This window comes from Caenispirillum salinarum AK4 (genome assembly GCF_000315795.1).
GTDB lineage: Bacteria > Pseudomonadota > Alphaproteobacteria > Rhodospirillales > Rhodospirillaceae > Caenispirillum > Caenispirillum salinarum.
This window is the reverse complement of the sequence record NZ_ANHY01000019.1, coordinates 14,718-30,050: the sequence shown is the minus strand read 5'-3', so window position 1 is coordinate 30,050 and position 15,333 is coordinate 14,718. Positions and strand designations below refer to the sequence as shown.

Genomic DNA, 15,333 nt, shown 5'->3' with positions numbered 1-15,333 from the left:
GGGGCGGTCGGACACGCCGATGGGGACAAATATCCTGCTGGTCGAGGACAATCCGGGCGACGCCCGGTTGATCCAAGTATTGCTGGCCGAGGAGGCCGGCTCGGAATTCCACCTGACGCACGTTGAGCGGCTGACGGACGCCTGCGAACTTGTCAAGCAGGAGGAATTCGCCTGCGTGCTGCTCGACCTGTCGCTGCCCGACAGCCAGGGGCTGGAAACCGTGGAAGGCCTGCGCAAGACGGGGCTGGACGTGCCGGTGGTCGTGCTGTCGGGCCTGGACAACGAGGAGGTGGCCCTGGCTGCCCTGCAATCGGGCGCGCAGGACTACCTGACCAAGGGCCGCGCCGACGGGATGCTGCTCAAGCGGTCCATCCTGTATGCCATCGAGCGTCACCGGACGCGCAAGCAGCTGCTGCTGGCCGAGGCCGCCTTCAAGTGCACCGACACGGGCATCATGGTCATGGACGCCGGCTGGCGGGTGATCCGCGTCAACCCCGCCTTCACCCGCGTCACCGGCTACGATCCCGACGAGGTGATCGGGCACAAGCCGCAGGTGCTGTCGTCGGGCGTGCATGACGCCGAGTTCTACGACGACCTGTGGGCGTCGCTCGACGCAAACGGGGCGTGGGAGGGCGAGATCTGGAATCGCCGCAAGAACGGCGAGGTCTACCCGGAGTGGCTGCGCATCAACGCCGTCGCCGATGAACAGGGCGGCATAACGGGCTATGTCGCCATCCTGTCGGACATCACGCACCGCAAGAAGGCTGAGACCGAGCTTCTGCGCCAGGCGACGCGCGATCCGCTGACCGGCCTTGCGAACCGGCAACTGTTCATGCATGTGCTGGAAGACAGCGTGGAGCGCGCCAGTTCCATGGAGCGCGCCTGCGCCGTTCTGTTCATCGACCTGGACGGCTTCAAGGAGGTCAACGACCGCTGGGACCACGCCGTCGGCGACGAACTGCTGAAGGAAGTCGCCCGCCGCCTGCGCGGCACGGTGCGTGTTTCCGACGAGGTGGCGCGGCTTGGCGGCGATGAGTTCACCGTCGTGCTGACCGAGGTGCGCGAAACCCAGGACGCCGCCCGCGTGGCGGAAAAGATCGTCGCGGCCGTGGCGGAGCCCTACACCCTGTCGGCCGGGACGGCAGAGGTGTCGGCATCCGTGGGCATCGCCGTCTATCCGGCCGACGCGACGGCGGCGGAAGACCTGGTGCGCTGCGCCGACCAGGCCATGTACAGCGCCAAACGGGCGGGCAAGAACCGCTACCGGTTCTATTCCGCCGCGCATAATACACCCGAACGGCCGCATTTCGCGGTCCAATAAGCATAGAAAACAGGTTGAACTTCATGCCCTATGGAGAACGAGCGGGAATGGCCCTGAGCGGGAGCGTTGCGGGTACGATGGACATACTGCTGGTCGAGGACAATCCGGGCGACGCCCGCCTCGCGGCGGAGGCCTTCAAGGAAGGCACCATCCCGACCCAACTCCATGTGGTGCAGGACGGCATCGAGGCGATGTCCTTTCTGCGGCGCGAGGCTCCCTACGAGTCCGCGCCGCGGCCGGATTTGGTGCTGCTGGACCTCAACCTGCCCCGCAAGGACGGCCGCGAGGTTCTGGCCGAGATCAAGGAAGACCCTCTGCTGCGCCGCCTGCCGGTCATCGTGCTGACCACCAGCCAGGCGGAAACCGACATTTCCCGCTCCTACGAACTCCACGCCAACTGCTACATCGTCAAGCCGGTGGACTTCGACCGCTTCATCGACGTGGTGAAGGGGATCGAGGACTTCTGGTGCTCGCTGGTGAAGCTGCCGCCGACGGCGTGAGGGTGGCCCTCTGCCTCTTTAGCGTGTCTTTATGATTGTTTGCGCGGTTTTGTTGATGAATCCGTGCTACGGTCAGCGGGTACACGTTGGAAGAGAGGGGGATTGCATGACTTTCAAGAGCAACGCGGCCGCTGGCATTCTTGCCCTGGGGCTGGGCATGGGCGGCCTCGCGGGTGGCGCTGGGGCGGCGGAGTCGCCATGCCAGGGTTCGCTGGACTATCTGAACACCGCCTACGAGTCCGCGCCCGGCATGGTGGCCGCCTTCGACGCGACGCTGAAGGGCCTGAAAGACCTGCCGCCCGGCTACACCTACGGCGGCAAGACGACCAACCCCTGGGCCTCGGCGAAGGACGGGAAGGCGCTCAAGGACGCGGTGGTCGACTTCTACGATCAGGTCTGCACCCTGCTGCCCCAGATCGTCGGCACCAACGACAACGCCCTTGATTCCATCCAGTATTTCGCGTGGCTGTACTGCCACAATGCCCACGGCCGGCAGCTGGTGGACGGCACCTACCAGGCCAAGGACGGCAGCAAGGTCACGGCGGTCCGCGACTTCCTCATCAAGTTCAACGGGGAATACAAGGCGCACATGGACAGCGCGGCCTCCACGACCTACGTGCCCGAGTGGGCTGCCGACCCGCGGCTGGAGATCGGGGACTACGTCAAGACCAAGGCGTCCGAATACAGCAGCTGGAACGACTTCTTTGCCCGCAACCTGAAGTTCAACGAGGAAACCGGCACCTATCCGTCGCGCCCGGTGACGATGCCAGGGCGTGACTACGTGATCGTCTCGCCCACCGACTGCATCATGAACCCGCTGGTTCAGGTGGTGAAGTCCGAGGCCGGTGCCGTCGACCGCAAGCTGGTGGAAAACCCGCTCCAGAACGACACGGTGCTGGACGTCAAGGGCATCCCGCTGTCGGTGGATGACCTGCTGGCGGGCGCGCCGGCGGACCTGAAGGCCAAGTTCCCCGGCGGCACGGGCCTCGCCTGCGTGCTGATGCCCAACACCTACCACCACTTCCACAGCCCCGTGGACGGTGTGATCCAGTATGCCGAGATCGTCGAGGCCGGCACGCCCGCGGCTTTCGGGACCTTCGGTTACAGCGACTGGCCGAACTGGGTGCCGATGGACGGCAACGTCGGCCGCCCCGGCACCGACTTTAGCCAGTTCCAGGGCTTCACGCGCGGCGTCATCATCATCAGGGTGGAATACGCCAACCTGCCGGGCAAGACGCCGGAGATGCTGACCGGCTACGTCGCGTCGGTCCCGGTGGGGCTGGACACGGTCGGCTCGGTCGTCTTGGCCGACGGTGTGGAAAAGGGCGCCATCGCGAAGAAGGGCGTCACCGAGTTCGGCAACTTCTATTTTGGCGGATCGCTGAACATCCTGCTGTTCTCGCCCATCGAAGGCTTCGACGGCGCCACCATGGTCAGCCCGGCGGTGCAGACGCGCATGGGCAACCAGATCGGCATCCTCAACACGCCCTATCCCGCGCCCAAGACCCCCTGGACGCCGGACAGCTGAGGGCCGTTCATCGCTGAAGGGAGCGGCTTGCGCCGTGCGGGCTGAACGGGTGTCGGCGAAGGGAGCGGCTTGCGCCGCGCGGGCTGCCGCATGTTTCTTTTTGCGCGCCTCAGGCGCGACCCCGCTCGGGAGGCACAGCCTCCCGAACCCTCCAGTTTTTTGGGAGTTGAGGAAGGCGGTTATTCATTTGATAATAAATGCGGCAGGATGGCCGGCAGCGTATGTGGATTCCTGCTTTCGCAGGAATGGCGAATATTTCCAGAAATAATTACAAGTCACCTCTGAGAAGGCAGGGAAAGCTTCCGGAGGCTGAAATTTTCCTGTTCCAATCAAATATTCGAAACGTTTTATTCAAAACCCAGTCACCACCGCGGTCCGCCAATAAGCGGGTGTGGGCGCGCCGCGCCCACGGAGAAAGCGGGGTTTGGGGCGCCGCCCCAAGCGCGCAGCGCTCAAACAGAAACGGCCGGGCACATCGCCCGGCCGTTTCCATTCTTGACCGTCGCGCGACGGCCTCAGCCCGGCTGCGGGGTCTGGGTCTGGAGGGCCAGCGCGTGGAGGTCGCCGCCCATTTTCCCCTTGAGCGCACCGTAGACCATCTGGTGTTGCTGCACCCGGCTCTTGCCTTCGAAGGCCGACGACACGACCAGGGCGGCGTAGTGGTCGCCGTCGCCGCGCAGGTCCTCGATGGTCACTTCCGCGTCGGGAAAGGCTTCCTTGATCAGCTTCTCGATTTCAGCGGCTTCCATGGCCATGGGCATGCATCTCCAGTCTGGGACCCGAGGCCCTCGCGTTGCCGCGAAAGCCGCCGGGATCGGGGTTATTCGGCCGGCACGCCGCCGGGTTCGACCACCTCGGCCGACATCAGCTCGGGCAGCCAGCGTTCGTTGATGGCGCGCAGCTCGCTCACCGTCGGGCCGGCCTCGCCGTTGACGACGATGGCGTCGCCGTTGGTGTAGCCGAGGACGCGGACGGGCACGCCCGCCTTCTCGGCAGCGCCGGTGACGGCCGGCACGTCGTTTTCCTTCACCGTTACAATGTAGCGCCCCTGGTCCTCGCCGAACAGATAGGCGTGGCGCGGCCCGGGGTCGCAGGTGATGTCAAAGCCGATGCCCGACGCCATGGCCATCTCGGCCAGCGCGATCATCAGCCCTCCGTCGGAAACGTCATGGCAGGCGGTGACGCTGCCCGCGCCGATCAGGCCGCGCACGAAGTCGCCCACCTTGCGCTCGTGCGCCAGGTCCACCGGCGGCGGGGCGCCTTCCTCGCGGCCCAGCAGTTCGCGCAGGTACAGCGAGTTTGCGATCCAGCCCGAGCCGCGCTCGCCCAGGGTCTCGCCCAGGACCACGATGATCTCGTCGGAGGCCTTGAAGGGCACGGTCGCCATGCGGTCCAGGTCGTCGATGAGCCCGACCGCGCCGATGGCCGGCGTCGGCATGATGGGCTGGCCGGCGGTCTCGTTGTAGAGCGAGACGTTGCCCGACACGACGGGGAAGTCCAGTGCCTTGCAGGCCTCCGCCATGCCCTGGCAGGCGCCGACGAACTGGCCCATGATCTCGGGCTTTTCGGGATTGCCGAAATTCATGTTGTCGGTGATCGCCAGCGGACGCGCACCGACGGCCGTCAGGTTGCGCCAGGCTTCCGCCACGGCCTGCTTGCCGCCCTCGACCGGATCGGCCTGGACGTAGCGCGGCGTGCAGTCGGTGGTGGCGGCGAGCCCCCGGTTGGTGCCGTGGATGCGCACCACGCCGGCATCGCCGCCGGGGCGCACGACGGTGTCGCCCATCACCATGTGGTCGTACTGCTCCCAGATCCAGCGGCGGCTGGCAAGGTCGGGGCAGCCGACCAGCTGGGTCAGCGCCTCTTTCCACGGCACTTCCGGCGTTTCGTTGGCGCGCACGCCGCGGGTTTCGCGCTTGATCTCGTGCGGGCGGTCGTATTCGGGCGAGGCCTGGGCCAGCGGGTCGATCGGCAGGTCGCCGACGGTCTCGCCGTGCCACTTCAGCACCATGCGGCCGGTCTCGGTCAGGTGGCCGATCACCGCGAAGTCCAGCTCCCACTTGTGGAAGATGGCCTGCGCCAGCTCTTCCTTGCCGGGCTTGAGGACCATGAGCATGCGCTCCTGGCTCTCCGACAGCATCAGCTCATAGGGCGTCATGCCCTCTTCGCGCATGGGCACGCGGTCAAGCTCAAGCTCCACGCCCAGACCGCCCTTGGACGCCATCTCGAAGGACGACGACGTCAGGCCGGCCGCGCCCATGTCCTGAATGGCGACGATGGCGTCGGTCGCCATCAGCTCCAGGCACGCCTCGATGAGCAGCTTTTCGGTGAACGGGTCGCCGACCTGGACGGTGGGGCGCTTTTCCTCGGACTTCTCATCAAACTCGGCCGACGCCATGGTGGCGCCGTGGATGCCGTCGCGGCCGGTCTTCGAACCCGCGTAGACCACCGGGTTTCCGATGCCGGCGGCGGCGGAGTAGAAGATCTTGTCGGCGGGCGCGATGCCCACCGTCATGGCGTTGACCAGGATGTTGCCGTTGTAGCTGGCGTGGAAGTTGGTCTCGCCGCCGATGGTCGGCACGCCGACGCAGTTGCCGTAACCGCCGATGCCGGCGACGACGCCCGCCACCAGGTGCCTGGTCTTGGCGTTGTCGGGGCTGCCGAAGCGCAGCGCGTTCAGGTTTGCCACCGGCCGCGCGCCCATGGTGAAGACGTCGCGCAGGATGCCGCCCACACCCGTCGCCGCGCCCTGGTAGGGCTCGATGAAGGACGGATGGTTGTGGCTTTCCATCTTGAAAACGGCCGCCAGCCCCTCGCCGATGTCGACGATGCCGGCGTTCTCGCCCGGCCCGCAGATGACCCAGGGGGCCTCCGTCGGCAGGGTCTTCAGCCACTTCTTGGACGACTTGTAGGAACAGTGCTCCGACCACATGACGGAGAAGATGCCAAGCTCCGTCAGGTTGGGCTCGCGGCCCATGATGTCGAGCACAAGCTTGTATTCGTCGTCGGTCAGGCCGTGCTGGGCGACGACCTCGGGGGTGATCTCGCTCACGACAGGGCCTCCAGCAGGGACTTGAACATGGGCACGCCGTCGGTGCCGCCCAGGTGTTGGTCGATCAGGCGCTCCGGGTGCGGCATCAGGCCGAGCACGGTGCGGTCGCGGTTGAACAGGCCGGCGATGTTGTTGCGGCTGCCGTTGATGTTGGCGTCGGCGTCCACCGTGCCGTCGGGCTGGCAGTAGCGGAAGGCCACCTGCCCGGCGTCCTCGATGGCGGCCAGCGTCTCGTCGTCGGCAAAGAAGTTGCCGTCGTGGTGGGCGACTGGATAGCGCACCACCTGGCCGTCCGCATACCCGCGCGTGAAGTCGCTGTCGGCGCTTTCCACCGTCAGGTGGACGTCCTTGCAGATGAACTTCAGGTCGCGGTTGCGCATCAGCGCGCCGGGCAACAGGTGCGACTCGGTGAGGATCTGGAACCCGTTGCAGATGCCCAGCACCCGCACGCCCTTGTCGGCGGCGGCCTTCACGCCCGCCATGACGGGGGAGTGCGCGGCCATGGCGCCCGATCGCAGGTAGTCCCCGTAGGAGAACCCGCCGGGCACGACGATCAGGTCCAGGTCGGAGGGCACCTCGGTCTCGCGGTGCCAGAGCATGAGGGGCTTGGTGCCCGCAACCCGCTCCAGCGCCACCGCCACGTCGCGGTCGCAGTTGGAGCCGGGGAATACGATGACGGCGGCTTTCATGTCGTCGATCGGCCTTTTCGAAGGAATGCGGCTGGCGTGGACCGGCGGGCGATCAGCCCTCGATCTCGACCGTGTAGTTCTCGATCACGGTGTTGGCGAGCAGCTCGCGGCACATGCGGTCCACCGCTTCGCGGGCCTTGGCCGGGTCGGTCTCGGCCAGGTCCACCTCGATGTACTTGCCCTGGCGGACGTCCTCGACGCCCGTGAAGCCCAGCGCGTCCAGCGCGTGGGAGACGGCCTTGCCCTGCGGGTCCAGAACTCCGGGCTTGAGCGTGACGTGTACCTTGGCTTTCACGGCCTGACGTCCTTCCTTCTGACGGTCTGCATCTGCGAGTGTAACGGTCTGTCGCGAAGCGGGCCGGCGCGCATTTTCGGCGGCCGGCCCGGAATCTTACTGCACGGTGTCGGTGCCCTGCACGTCGGCCGGGCCGCTCTCGGGCAGGATGCCCAGGCGCCGCGCGACCTCCTGGTAGGCGCCCTCGACGTTGCCCATGTCGCGGCGGAAACGGTCCTTGTCCAGCTTCTCGTTGGTCTTGGCGTCCCACAGGCGGCAGTTGTCGGGGCTGATCTCGTCGGCCAGCACGATCTGCATGTCGCCGTTCTCGTGCCACAGGCGGCCGAATTCCAGCTTGAAGTCCACCAGCTTGATGCCGATGCCCAGGAACAGGCCGGACAGATAGTCGTTCACGCGCAAGGACAGCGCGACGATCTCGTCCAGTTCCTGGATGGTGGCCCAGCCAAAGGCCGTGATGTGCTCTTCCGAGACCATCGGGTCGTTCAGCTGGTCGTTCTTGAAGTAGTACTCGACGATGGAGCGGGGCAGGGCGGTGCCTTCCTCGATCCCGAAGCGCTTGGAGATGGAGCCGGCGGCGATGTTGCGGATCACCACCTCGATGGGGATGATCTCCACCTCGCGCACCAGTTGCTCGCGCATGTTCAGACGGCGGATGAAGTGCGTCGGCACGCCCATCTGGTTCAACCGGTTCATCAGGTATTCGCTGATGCGGTTGTTCAGCACGCCCTTGCCGGTGATCGTGCCCTTCTTCTGGTTGTTGAAGGCGGTCGCGTCGTCCTTGAAATACTGGACGATGGTCCCCGGCTCCGGCCCCTCGAAGATGACCTTAGCCTTGCCTTCGTAAATCATTCTGCGTCGTGCCATGGCCGTCGTCCGGTGGATGGCTTCCGCGCGCGGAGCTGTCGACGCGGAAGCGGAAAAACGAAGCGGGCGGGCGGAAGCCCCGTCCCGCCCGCCTGGGTGTGATCCGCGGTGTATAGCAGGGAGCGCCCGAAGGTACAACGGCCCATGCGGCTGTCCGGCATTCCCGCCGCCGCCGCCCGCTCACTCGCCGAATGCGCTAGGATCGCCGCCGGTTGCATCCCCTGGGCTGTCGCACCCTGTGCGGTAATACTTTTGACATAAGCGCACATTGTGCGTATAATGCCTTCATCCACACCACGGTCGAATGACCGGACCGCCAAGCACGGCCCGGCCCTCAATGAAAGGGAGGGCGCCATGACCCGCAAAGCCACCAGCCACTACGAAGGCAAGATTCTCGGTCAGACCACCCGTCTGTTCCGCCGCATCCCCTATGACGACGACGAGGGCGGGGGGCGCGGCAAGTCGCTGACCGTCAGCCCGCTCGACCTGCCGCCGGCGCTGGTCTACCAGTGGGACAACGGCGAAGGCGGGGTGATGACCGACCCCGTGGAGGTCGCCCGCTACGCCATGCATCACGAGGCCGCGCACGTGCGCGTGGCGGCGGTGCATCCCGGCGAACGCTGACCGCCGCGTCACTCCGCCACCGGTTCGAATGCCGCGCGATCCGGCCGGCCGGGCGCGAACAGCCAGACCGGCCGCGCCTCCTCGCCGCGCCCGATGGCCGGCAGGGCGAGCAGGCTGCTCGACACCGTTCCGAACCCGTTTTCCAAGGTGAAACACATGGCGCCGGAGGCCCGGACCTCCGGCGCCGTGTCGTTCGACGCCAGCAGCGCCGCCCAGGCGTCCCAGTCGCCGGCGTCCGGGTCCGGTGCCGGCGCGGCGCGGAAGCGGGGCAGGTGGTGGGCGATGCGGGCGTCATGGGCGGTGTCGTCCAGGTCGTGGGCCGTCAGCATGTGGACACCGTCGGGAATCGGCGCGGCCTGAATGCTCGTGCCGTCGTTCTTCAGCCAGAAGGCATCGCGGTTGTCGGCGATGACCATGTTGAAGGGGCGGTAGGCGTCGGGGTCCAGGTGCGACAGGGCCTCGACCGCGTCCACCGCGTCGGCATGGTCCAGCGCCTCCAGCACCAGTTCGCCGCGGCTGCGCTTGCCCGGCGCGGGCCCGAGCGTGTTGACACGGTTGAGCACCGCCGCGGCCAGGCCGGTGTCGTTGACGCCCATCCAGGTGCCGCCGGCCAGCTCGTCCAGGCCGGCGCGCACCTCCGGCCGGTCCGGCCAGTGGCGCGCGGGCGGCGCCCAGGGGCGGTCGCGCATCTCGTCGCGGTTGGCCCCTACCACGATCGGCCACGGGTGATCGGAGCGGCGCAAGATCACGACGGAGCACATGGGGCTATCCTTCCAAAAATTACTACACCTGGGGGTGGGCAGCCTGTATAAGGGGCGGGAAATTTCAACGCCGGCTGTTGCGCGCCCAGCGCGGAATCGCCAATTCATTCAAAGACCAAGTGACTGGGGATTTGCCTACCATGAGCGACGCCTTCAGCGAACGGGAAAAGGGCTTCGAGGCGAAGTTCCAGCATGACCAAGAGCTGGAATTCAAGATCAACGCCCGCCGCGACAAGCTGTTCGGCCTGTGGGCCGCCGAGGCCATGGGCATGGCCGGTGGCGGTGCCGAGGCCTATGCGCGCTCGGTGGTGGCCGCGGACCTGGAAGAGAAGGGTGACGACGACATCATCCGCAAGGTCCTCCGCGACCTGGAGCAGCATGACGTCGACATGACCGAGGGCCGCCTGCGCATCAAGCTGGACAAGTTCCACGCCGAGGCGCGCCGCCAGATGATGGCCGAGATCGAGCAGGGCAAGTCCCAGTAGACAGGGCCTGTGCCGGCGCCCGGCGTCGGACGGCACGATGACGACGCGGCTTCCGCCCTGGCGGAGGCCGCGTTCTTTTTGTTGTGTGCTCGAGCCCGCGCGCCTTAGGCTTCCGGCATCATGCAGAGTCTTGCCGCGCCCGCCGACTCCCCGCTGCCGCCGATCCAGCCCGCCGACCCGCTGGAGGCGGACCTCTGCCCCGACATCGAGCGCGCGGCGAGCGCGCTCTACGCCAAAACAGACCATGGCTGGCTGGTCGGCCAGGCGGCGCCGGCGGAGGTCTACGTGCGGGCCGCCGAGCAGGGAAACCTGCTTGTCGCCCGCGCCGCCGCCGATCCGCCGGCGCGCCGGCCGGTGGCGTTCGTGCTGGTGCGGCCGGTCGGGCCGGATGTCCTCTATGTGGCGGAACTGGCGGTGCTGCCGGCCTTCCAGGGGCGGCGCCTGGGCGCCCGGCTGCTGGATGCCGCCGAGGATGTGGCGCGGGCGCGCGGCGGCCGCTGGCTGCTGCTGCGGACGTTCCGCGCCGTGCCGTGGAACGCGCCCTACTACCGGCGGCTTGGGTTCGGCGATCCGCCGCCGGGCCTGTCGGAAGAGGCGCTCGGCGAGATGTCCCGCATTGCCGGGAAGGAGGCCACTCACGGTCTTTCGGACGACACCCGCCTTTTCATGGCGCGCGCGGTGCGCGGCCGTTAATCCTCGAACAGCCTGGCGCGCACGTCCTCGTCGGCGCCTTCCGGGTTCCAGCGCGACAGGAAGTCCTTCAGCGCCTTGTCCTTGGGGTCGGGCAGCACGATCTGCAGGCGCACCAGCAGGTCGCCGTGGCCCGATCCGTCCTTCCTGGGCGCGCCCTTGCCGCGCAGGCGCAAGGTTGTGCCGCCGTTGGAACCCTCGGGCACCGTCACGGCCACCCTGCCGGTGAGCGTCGGCACCGTGACCTTGGCGCCCAGCACGGCTTCCTTCAGCGTCACGGGGACGGAGGCGACCACATCGTCTGCGCCCTCGTAGCGAAACGGGCCGCCGGGCTTGATGGTGATTTCCACCAGCGCGTCGCCGGGTGTTGCGACCCCCGGCGTGCTCAGGCCCTGTCCCTTGAGGCGGAGCGTTGCGCCGTCCTCGCTGCGGGGCGGGATCTTGACGTCCAGCGTCTTGCCGTTGGACAGGCGCACCCGCCGCGTGGTGCCGGTGGCCGCTTCGGCAAAGCTGACGGTCAGGCGGTAGTGGCTGTCGGGCCCCTTGCGCGGCGGCGGGCGCGATCCGGCGCCGGGTCCGCCGCGGCCGCGGCTGGCGCGGGCGAAGATGTCGGAAAACAGATCGTCGTCGCCGAAGGCGGTGTCGAAGTCGAAGCCGAAGGGACCGCCGGTGCGGCTTCCGCCGCCGCCCGCCCCGGTGTTCCGCCAGCGATAGGACCCGCCGCCCGCGCCCCCGCCGAAACCCGGATGACGCGGGTTTCCGTCGGCGTCGACCTCGCCGCGGTCGTACCTGGCGCGCTTGTCGGCGTCGCCCAGCAGTCCGTAGGCGGCGTTGATCTCCTTGAAGCGGTCGGCGGCCTTGGTGTCGCCGGGGTGCAGGTCGGGGTGCATGGTCCGCGCCAGGCGGCGGTAGGCCTTCTTGATCTCGTCCTGCGAGGCGCTTTTGGAGACGCCGAGAACGGTGTAGGGATCGCGCATGCTGTCTTTCGCCGTCGTCGTCAGATGGCCGGATCAACGCGCACGAAGGCGCCCGGTGCGAACACGGGCGCCTTCAAGCGTCATCCGGGTGCGGGCAGGCCGGTCGGCCCGGCGCATGGTGCCGACGCGCGGCGGTGCCGCCTCAGCTGTCGACAATGCGCCAGGTGCCGTCCGGCTGCCGGCAGGCCGTACCGTAGGCCGTTTCGGCCCGGCCGTCGATATTAACCGTCGTGCGATACTGGCGGCAATAGGCGCCGGCGTCGGTGTAGCCGTCGCGGACCGGGGTATAGGAGCCGTAGTGGCCGCTCTGCGGGTTGTTCCAGGTGATGGTTTCGCCGACCGGCGCGGTGTAGGCGCGCTGCTGGGCCTGCATGGCGTATTCGCGGTCGGCGCGGTCGAGCGAGGCCCCCACCTCGCTGCCCAGCCACGCGCCCAGCATGGTGCCGGCCGCCGTCGCGGCGATCTGGCCGGTGCCGCCGCCGAACTGGCTGCCGAGCACGGCACCGCCGACGCCGCCCAGCACGGTGCCGGCCGTCTGCTTGGGGTTGTCCTGAATGCCCTGGCACGCCGTCAGGCCCAGCGACAGGGCAACGGCGGCGGCGGCGAAAGCGGGAGTTTTCCGGGTCAGTGTCAACATGGCCTCACAATCCGCTGGACGTGTCTATGCGTAAGGAATAGCGACCGATAATGGCAAAATGGCGGCCCATGACGGGGACTTCCTGGCAATCCCGTGGCAAGCGGCCCTTTTCAATGCCATGCATGGTCCACATAATCCGGGCCTGTAGCACCGTAACGGGCCGCTTCAGGCTGAGGTTGCCCCCGTTTCCCGCCGTACCCACCAAGGATTGATTGTCCCGATGAGCGCCCTTGATGAAGCCGACGATCCCTTCGCCCTGTTCGAGTCGTGGCTGACCGAAGCCGGCGAGCACGAACTGAACGATCCCAACGCCATGGCCCTTGCGACCGCCACGCCCGACGGCCGCCCGTCCATCCGCATGGTGCTGCTGAAAGGGTTCGATGCGCAGGGTTTCGTCTTCTACACCAACCTGGAAAGCCGCAAGGGGCGGGAGCTTCTGGAAAACCCGCACGCCGCGCTGTGCTTCCACTGGAAGTCCCTGCGCCGGCAGGTGCGGGTCGAGGGGCCGGTGGCGCTGGTGCCCGACGCCGAGGCGGACGAATACTTCAACAGCCGCCCGCGCGACAGCCGCATCGGCGCCTGGGCGTCACAGCAGTCGCGCCCGATGGCAGGCCGGTTCGAGCTGGAGAAGCGCGTCGCCCAGTTCGCCGCCAAGTACGCCATCGGCAAGGTGCCGCGTCCGCCGCATTGGTCGGGCTTTCGCATGACGCCGACGCGCATCGAGTTCTGGCAGGACCGCCCGTTCCGCCTGCACGATCGCATCGTCTTCTCGCGCGCGGCGGAAGGGGAGGACTGGAGCACCGAACGGCTGTATCCTTGACGCCCCGCTGCTGAAAACGGGACGCCTCGGCGCTGGAGGGAGCCGACATGAGTGAAGACATCGCCGTCGCGGCCGTCGCGTCGGACGCCGACAGCCCCAACGGTCGCCTCATGCGCCGTGCGACCTACGCCGCCGTGGCGGTGGCGGGAACGCTGGTGGTGGTCAAGCTGGTCGCCTACGTGATGACGGGGTCGGTGGCGCTGCTGTCCAGCCTGATCGACAGCGCGCTCGACAGCGCCGCCTCCATCGTCAATCTGATCGCCGTGCGCCAGGCCCTCCAGCCCGCCGACGAGGAGCACCGCTTCGGCCACGGCAAGGCGGAGCCGCTGGCCGGACTGGGGCAGGCGGCATTCATCACCGGCTCGTCCGTCTTCCTGCTGTTCGAGGCCTTCAACCGCCTGTGGGACCCGCAGCCCGTCACCCAGGGGTGGGTGGGCATTGGCGTGATGATCTTCGCCATCGTTGCGACCATCGGCCTGGTCGCCTACCAGAAAAGCGTGGTGGCGCGCACCAACTCCGTGGCGGTGAACGCCGATAGCCTGCACTACACCGGCGACGTGCTGATCAACGTCAGCGTCATCGTTTCCATCCTGCTGTCGACGCTGGCCGGTTTCCCCTACGCCGACCCGATCTTCGCCATCGGCATCGCCGCGTTCCTTCTGTGGAACGCCAAGGGCATCTTTACCGACAGCCTGGACCTGTTGATGGATCGGGAACTCGAGGAGGAAGATCGCGAGCGCATCCTGGCCATCGCCCGCGAGCATCCGTTGGTCCACGACGCCCACGACCTGCGCACCCGATCCTCCGGTCAGCAGCAGTTCATCCAGTTGCACCTGGAACTGGACCGCGACCTGACGCTGGTGAAGGCGCACGCCATCGCCGAGCAGGTGGACCGCCAGATCCGCGAGGCATTCCCGCAGGCGGACGTGCTCATCCACCAGGACCCCGTCGGCATCGTGGAGGAACACCACGACGACCTGGCCTACCAGGACAAGGTGCTGGAGCCGGGCGAGGTGCCGAAGGAGTAGGAGGGGGCGGCGGCTCACGGTGCGCGTGGACTCCTGCTTTCGCAGGGGCGACGGGATTTTATAAGCTATTGTTTTGCAGTATGAAAATGACCGTCATTCCTGCGAAAGCAGGAAGCGGCCTCCGACGCGGAACGCCCTGCCGCACCCCTCTTGTAACCCTCACCCGCCCCGCGCGACGACCCCCGCGAACCTGTACCCATGGCCCCGGCATGTCTCGATCAGCGTGCCGTCGTCGTCGAGCTTGCGGCGCAGGCGGCTGACCAGGATGTCGATGGCGCGCGGCCCGGCGCCGGGCTTTTTCTCCGCCACCGCCGCCGCCAGGGCCTCGCGCGTCAGCAGCACGCCCGGCTGGTCCACCAGGGCGGCCAGAAGGTCGAACTCCGCCCCTGTCAGCGCGGCGGCGCGGCCGTCCTCCGACACCACGCGGCGGTTGGGGCGGTCCATGATCCAGCCCCCGAAGACGGCCGTCTGCGCCGCCACCATGTCCAGGTTTCCGCCGCCCGCCCGGTCGAGCACGTTGCGCACGCGGGCCAGAAGCTCGCGCGGGAAGAAGGGCTTGGTGATGTAGTCGTCCGCACCCGTCTCCAGCCCGTCGGCGCGGGCGTCGGGTTCGTCGCGGGACGTCACCATGATGATGCCCAGCTTCGACCGGGCCCGCAGCGCGCGCGCCACCTCCAGCCCGTCGCAGTCGGGCAGGCCGAGGTCCAGCAGCAGAAGGTCCACCGGCGCGCTTTCCAGCACCTGCTGCATGGCGAAGCCGTCGGCCGCCGTTTGCACGTCGTAGCCGGCGTTGCTCAGGAAAGCGGCAATCATCTCCCGCACCGCACCGTCGTCCTCGACGACCAGGATGCGCTTTCGGTTCATCATCGGGTTGGGGCTCCGGCGTCTCCGTCCGTCCATGGTGTCACGCCCGAGGCGCGCCGCCAACCGCCCGCGTGGAAATGCCGGACGGACACACTCGGGAAACACGCGGTGGAAAAGATGCGGCGGAGGGCGTTCGCGGGGCTCATTCGGAGACACAAACAAGAAAAAGTCTGTGGATAAGTCGCGCAGGGGCGGAAA

Annotated in this window: 17 protein-coding genes; 8 read left to right on the top strand and 9 right to left on the bottom strand. The window is 67.5% G+C overall.

Annotation, left to right across the window (positions count from 1 at the left end):
* The first annotated feature begins 19 nt into the window (after positions 1–19).
* The 3 genes from C882_RS17610 (at position 20) to C882_RS17600 (ending at position 3,349) form a co-directional block, all read left to right on the top strand.
* Complete coding sequence (locus C882_RS17610; protein WP_009542015.1) at positions 20–1,321, top strand: GGDEF domain-containing response regulator; 1,302 nt, start codon at positions 20–22, stop codon at positions 1,319–1,321.
* Between the two features lie 77 nt (positions 1,322–1,398).
* A complete protein-coding gene (locus C882_RS17605) occupies positions 1,399–1,821 on the top strand; it encodes a response regulator (RefSeq protein WP_009542014.1) in 423 nt (140 codons plus the stop codon).
* Positions 1,822–1,927: 106 nt separating this feature from the next.
* Positions 1,928–3,349: a phosphatidylserine decarboxylase gene (locus C882_RS17600; protein WP_009542013.1), complete on the top strand. Its 1,422-nt coding sequence runs from the start codon at positions 1,928–1,930 to the stop codon at positions 3,347–3,349.
* 515 nt (positions 3,350–3,864) lie between these two features.
* Here C882_RS17600 and C882_RS17595 read toward each other — a convergent pair.
* From C882_RS17595 to purC, 5 genes are all read right to left on the bottom strand, one after another.
* The gene (locus C882_RS17595) at positions 3,865–4,104 is read right to left on the bottom strand and encodes a BolA family protein (protein WP_009542012.1); all 240 of its coding nucleotides are present in this window, start codon (positions 4,102–4,104) and stop codon (positions 3,865–3,867) included.
* Between the two features lie 65 nt (positions 4,105–4,169).
* A complete protein-coding gene (gene purL / locus C882_RS17590; protein ID WP_009542011.1) occupies positions 4,170–6,401 on the bottom strand; it encodes a phosphoribosylformylglycinamidine synthase subunit PurL in 2,232 nt (743 codons plus the stop codon).
* Positions 6,398–7,090, bottom strand: a complete 693-nt coding sequence (purQ, locus tag C882_RS17585; protein ID WP_009542010.1) for a phosphoribosylformylglycinamidine synthase subunit PurQ — start codon at positions 7,088–7,090, stop codon at positions 6,398–6,400. The genes purL and purQ overlap by 4 nt, the downstream gene beginning before the upstream one ends.
* Positions 7,091–7,142: 52 nt before the next feature.
* On the bottom strand, positions 7,143–7,385 hold the full coding sequence (purS, locus tag C882_RS17580; RefSeq protein ID WP_009542009.1) for a phosphoribosylformylglycinamidine synthase subunit PurS: 243 nt from the start codon (positions 7,383–7,385) through the stop codon (positions 7,143–7,145).
* A gap of 96 nt (positions 7,386–7,481) precedes the next feature.
* Complete coding sequence (gene purC, locus C882_RS17575; RefSeq protein ID WP_043646274.1) at positions 7,482–8,249, bottom strand: phosphoribosylaminoimidazolesuccinocarboxamide synthase; 768 nt, start codon at positions 8,247–8,249, stop codon at positions 7,482–7,484.
* A gap of 354 nt (positions 8,250–8,603) precedes the next feature.
* On the opposite strand from purC, the gene C882_RS17570 reads away from it, so the two are divergent.
* Positions 8,604–8,873, top strand: a complete 270-nt coding sequence (locus C882_RS17570) for a hypothetical protein (protein ID WP_009542007.1) — start codon at positions 8,604–8,606, stop codon at positions 8,871–8,873.
* 8 nt (positions 8,874–8,881) lie between these two features.
* Here the strand turns inward: C882_RS17570 and C882_RS17565 are convergent, their stop codons facing one another.
* Positions 8,882–9,634, bottom strand: a complete 753-nt coding sequence (locus C882_RS17565) for an NRDE family protein (protein ID WP_009542006.1) — start codon at positions 9,632–9,634, stop codon at positions 8,882–8,884.
* Positions 9,635–9,774: 140 nt separating this feature from the next.
* On the opposite strand from C882_RS17565, the gene C882_RS17560 reads away from it, so the two are divergent.
* Positions 9,775–10,119, top strand: a complete 345-nt coding sequence (locus C882_RS17560; RefSeq protein WP_009542005.1) for a DUF1476 domain-containing protein — start codon at positions 9,775–9,777, stop codon at positions 10,117–10,119.
* A gap of 120 nt (positions 10,120–10,239) precedes the next feature.
* Positions 10,240–10,812, top strand: coding sequence for a GNAT family N-acetyltransferase (locus C882_RS23495; protein ID WP_009542004.1), 573 nt, complete (start codon positions 10,240–10,242; stop codon positions 10,810–10,812).
* Here C882_RS23495 and C882_RS17550 read toward each other — a convergent pair.
* On the bottom strand, positions 10,809–11,786 hold the full coding sequence (locus tag C882_RS17550; RefSeq protein ID WP_009542003.1) for a DnaJ C-terminal domain-containing protein: 978 nt from the start codon (positions 11,784–11,786) through the stop codon (positions 10,809–10,811). The genes C882_RS23495 and C882_RS17550 overlap by 4 nt on opposite strands.
* Positions 11,787–11,928: 142 nt before the next feature.
* Complete coding sequence (locus tag C882_RS17545; protein WP_009542002.1) at positions 11,929–12,423, bottom strand: RT0821/Lpp0805 family surface protein; 495 nt, start codon at positions 12,421–12,423, stop codon at positions 11,929–11,931.
* Positions 12,424–12,643: 220 nt separating this feature from the next.
* Here C882_RS17545 and pdxH point away from each other — a divergent pair, with 220 nt between their 5' ends.
* Together pdxH and C882_RS17535 are read left to right on the top strand one after the other, a co-directional pair.
* The gene (pdxH, locus tag C882_RS17540; protein ID WP_009542001.1) at positions 12,644–13,243 is read left to right on the top strand and encodes a pyridoxamine 5'-phosphate oxidase; all 600 of its coding nucleotides are present in this window, start codon (positions 12,644–12,646) and stop codon (positions 13,241–13,243) included.
* Between the two features lie 47 nt (positions 13,244–13,290).
* Complete coding sequence (locus tag C882_RS17535) at positions 13,291–14,271, top strand: cation diffusion facilitator family transporter (RefSeq protein WP_009542000.1); 981 nt, start codon at positions 13,291–13,293, stop codon at positions 14,269–14,271.
* Positions 14,272–14,430: 159 nt separating this feature from the next.
* On the opposite strand, the gene C882_RS17530 is transcribed toward C882_RS17535, so the two are convergent.
* Positions 14,431–15,138, bottom strand: a complete 708-nt coding sequence (locus C882_RS17530) for a response regulator transcription factor (RefSeq protein WP_009541999.1) — start codon at positions 15,136–15,138, stop codon at positions 14,431–14,433.
* Positions 15,139–15,333 lie beyond the last annotated feature (195 nt).

Excerpts from the sequence above, each read along its gene's own strand:
- C882_RS17610 (WP_009542015.1), top strand. The coding sequence starts at position 20 with ATGGGGACAAATATCCTGCTGGTCGAGGACAATCCGGGCGACGCCCGG.
- C882_RS17605 (WP_009542014.1), top strand. The coding sequence starts at position 1,399 with ATGGACATACTGCTGGTCGAGGACAATCCGGGCGACGCCCGCCTCGCG.
- C882_RS17600 (WP_009542013.1), top strand. The coding sequence starts at position 1,928 with ATGACTTTCAAGAGCAACGCGGCCGCTGGCATTCTTGCCCTGGGGCTG.
- C882_RS17595 (WP_009542012.1), bottom strand. The coding sequence starts at position 4,104 with ATGGCCATGGAAGCCGCTGAAATCGAGAAGCTGATCAAGGAAGCCTTT.
- purQ (WP_009542010.1), bottom strand. The coding sequence starts at position 7,090 with ATGAAAGCCGCCGTCATCGTATTCCCCGGCTCCAACTGCGACCGCGAC.
- purC (WP_043646274.1), bottom strand. The coding sequence starts at position 8,249 with ATGGCACGACGCAGAATGATTTACGAAGGCAAGGCTAAGGTCATCTTC.
- C882_RS17570 (WP_009542007.1), top strand. The coding sequence starts at position 8,604 with ATGACCCGCAAAGCCACCAGCCACTACGAAGGCAAGATTCTCGGTCAG.
- C882_RS17565 (WP_009542006.1), bottom strand. The coding sequence starts at position 9,634 with ATGTGCTCCGTCGTGATCTTGCGCCGCTCCGATCACCCGTGGCCGATC.
- C882_RS17560 (WP_009542005.1), top strand. The coding sequence starts at position 9,775 with ATGAGCGACGCCTTCAGCGAACGGGAAAAGGGCTTCGAGGCGAAGTTC.
- C882_RS23495 (WP_009542004.1), top strand. The coding sequence starts at position 10,240 with ATGCAGAGTCTTGCCGCGCCCGCCGACTCCCCGCTGCCGCCGATCCAG.
- C882_RS17550 (WP_009542003.1), bottom strand. The coding sequence starts at position 11,786 with ATGCGCGATCCCTACACCGTTCTCGGCGTCTCCAAAAGCGCCTCGCAG.
- C882_RS17545 (WP_009542002.1), bottom strand. The coding sequence starts at position 12,423 with ATGTTGACACTGACCCGGAAAACTCCCGCTTTCGCCGCCGCCGCCGTT.
- pdxH (WP_009542001.1), top strand. The coding sequence starts at position 12,644 with ATGAGCGCCCTTGATGAAGCCGACGATCCCTTCGCCCTGTTCGAGTCG.
- C882_RS17535 (WP_009542000.1), top strand. The coding sequence starts at position 13,291 with ATGAGTGAAGACATCGCCGTCGCGGCCGTCGCGTCGGACGCCGACAGC.
- C882_RS17530 (WP_009541999.1), bottom strand. The coding sequence starts at position 15,138 with ATGATGAACCGAAAGCGCATCCTGGTCGTCGAGGACGACGGTGCGGTG.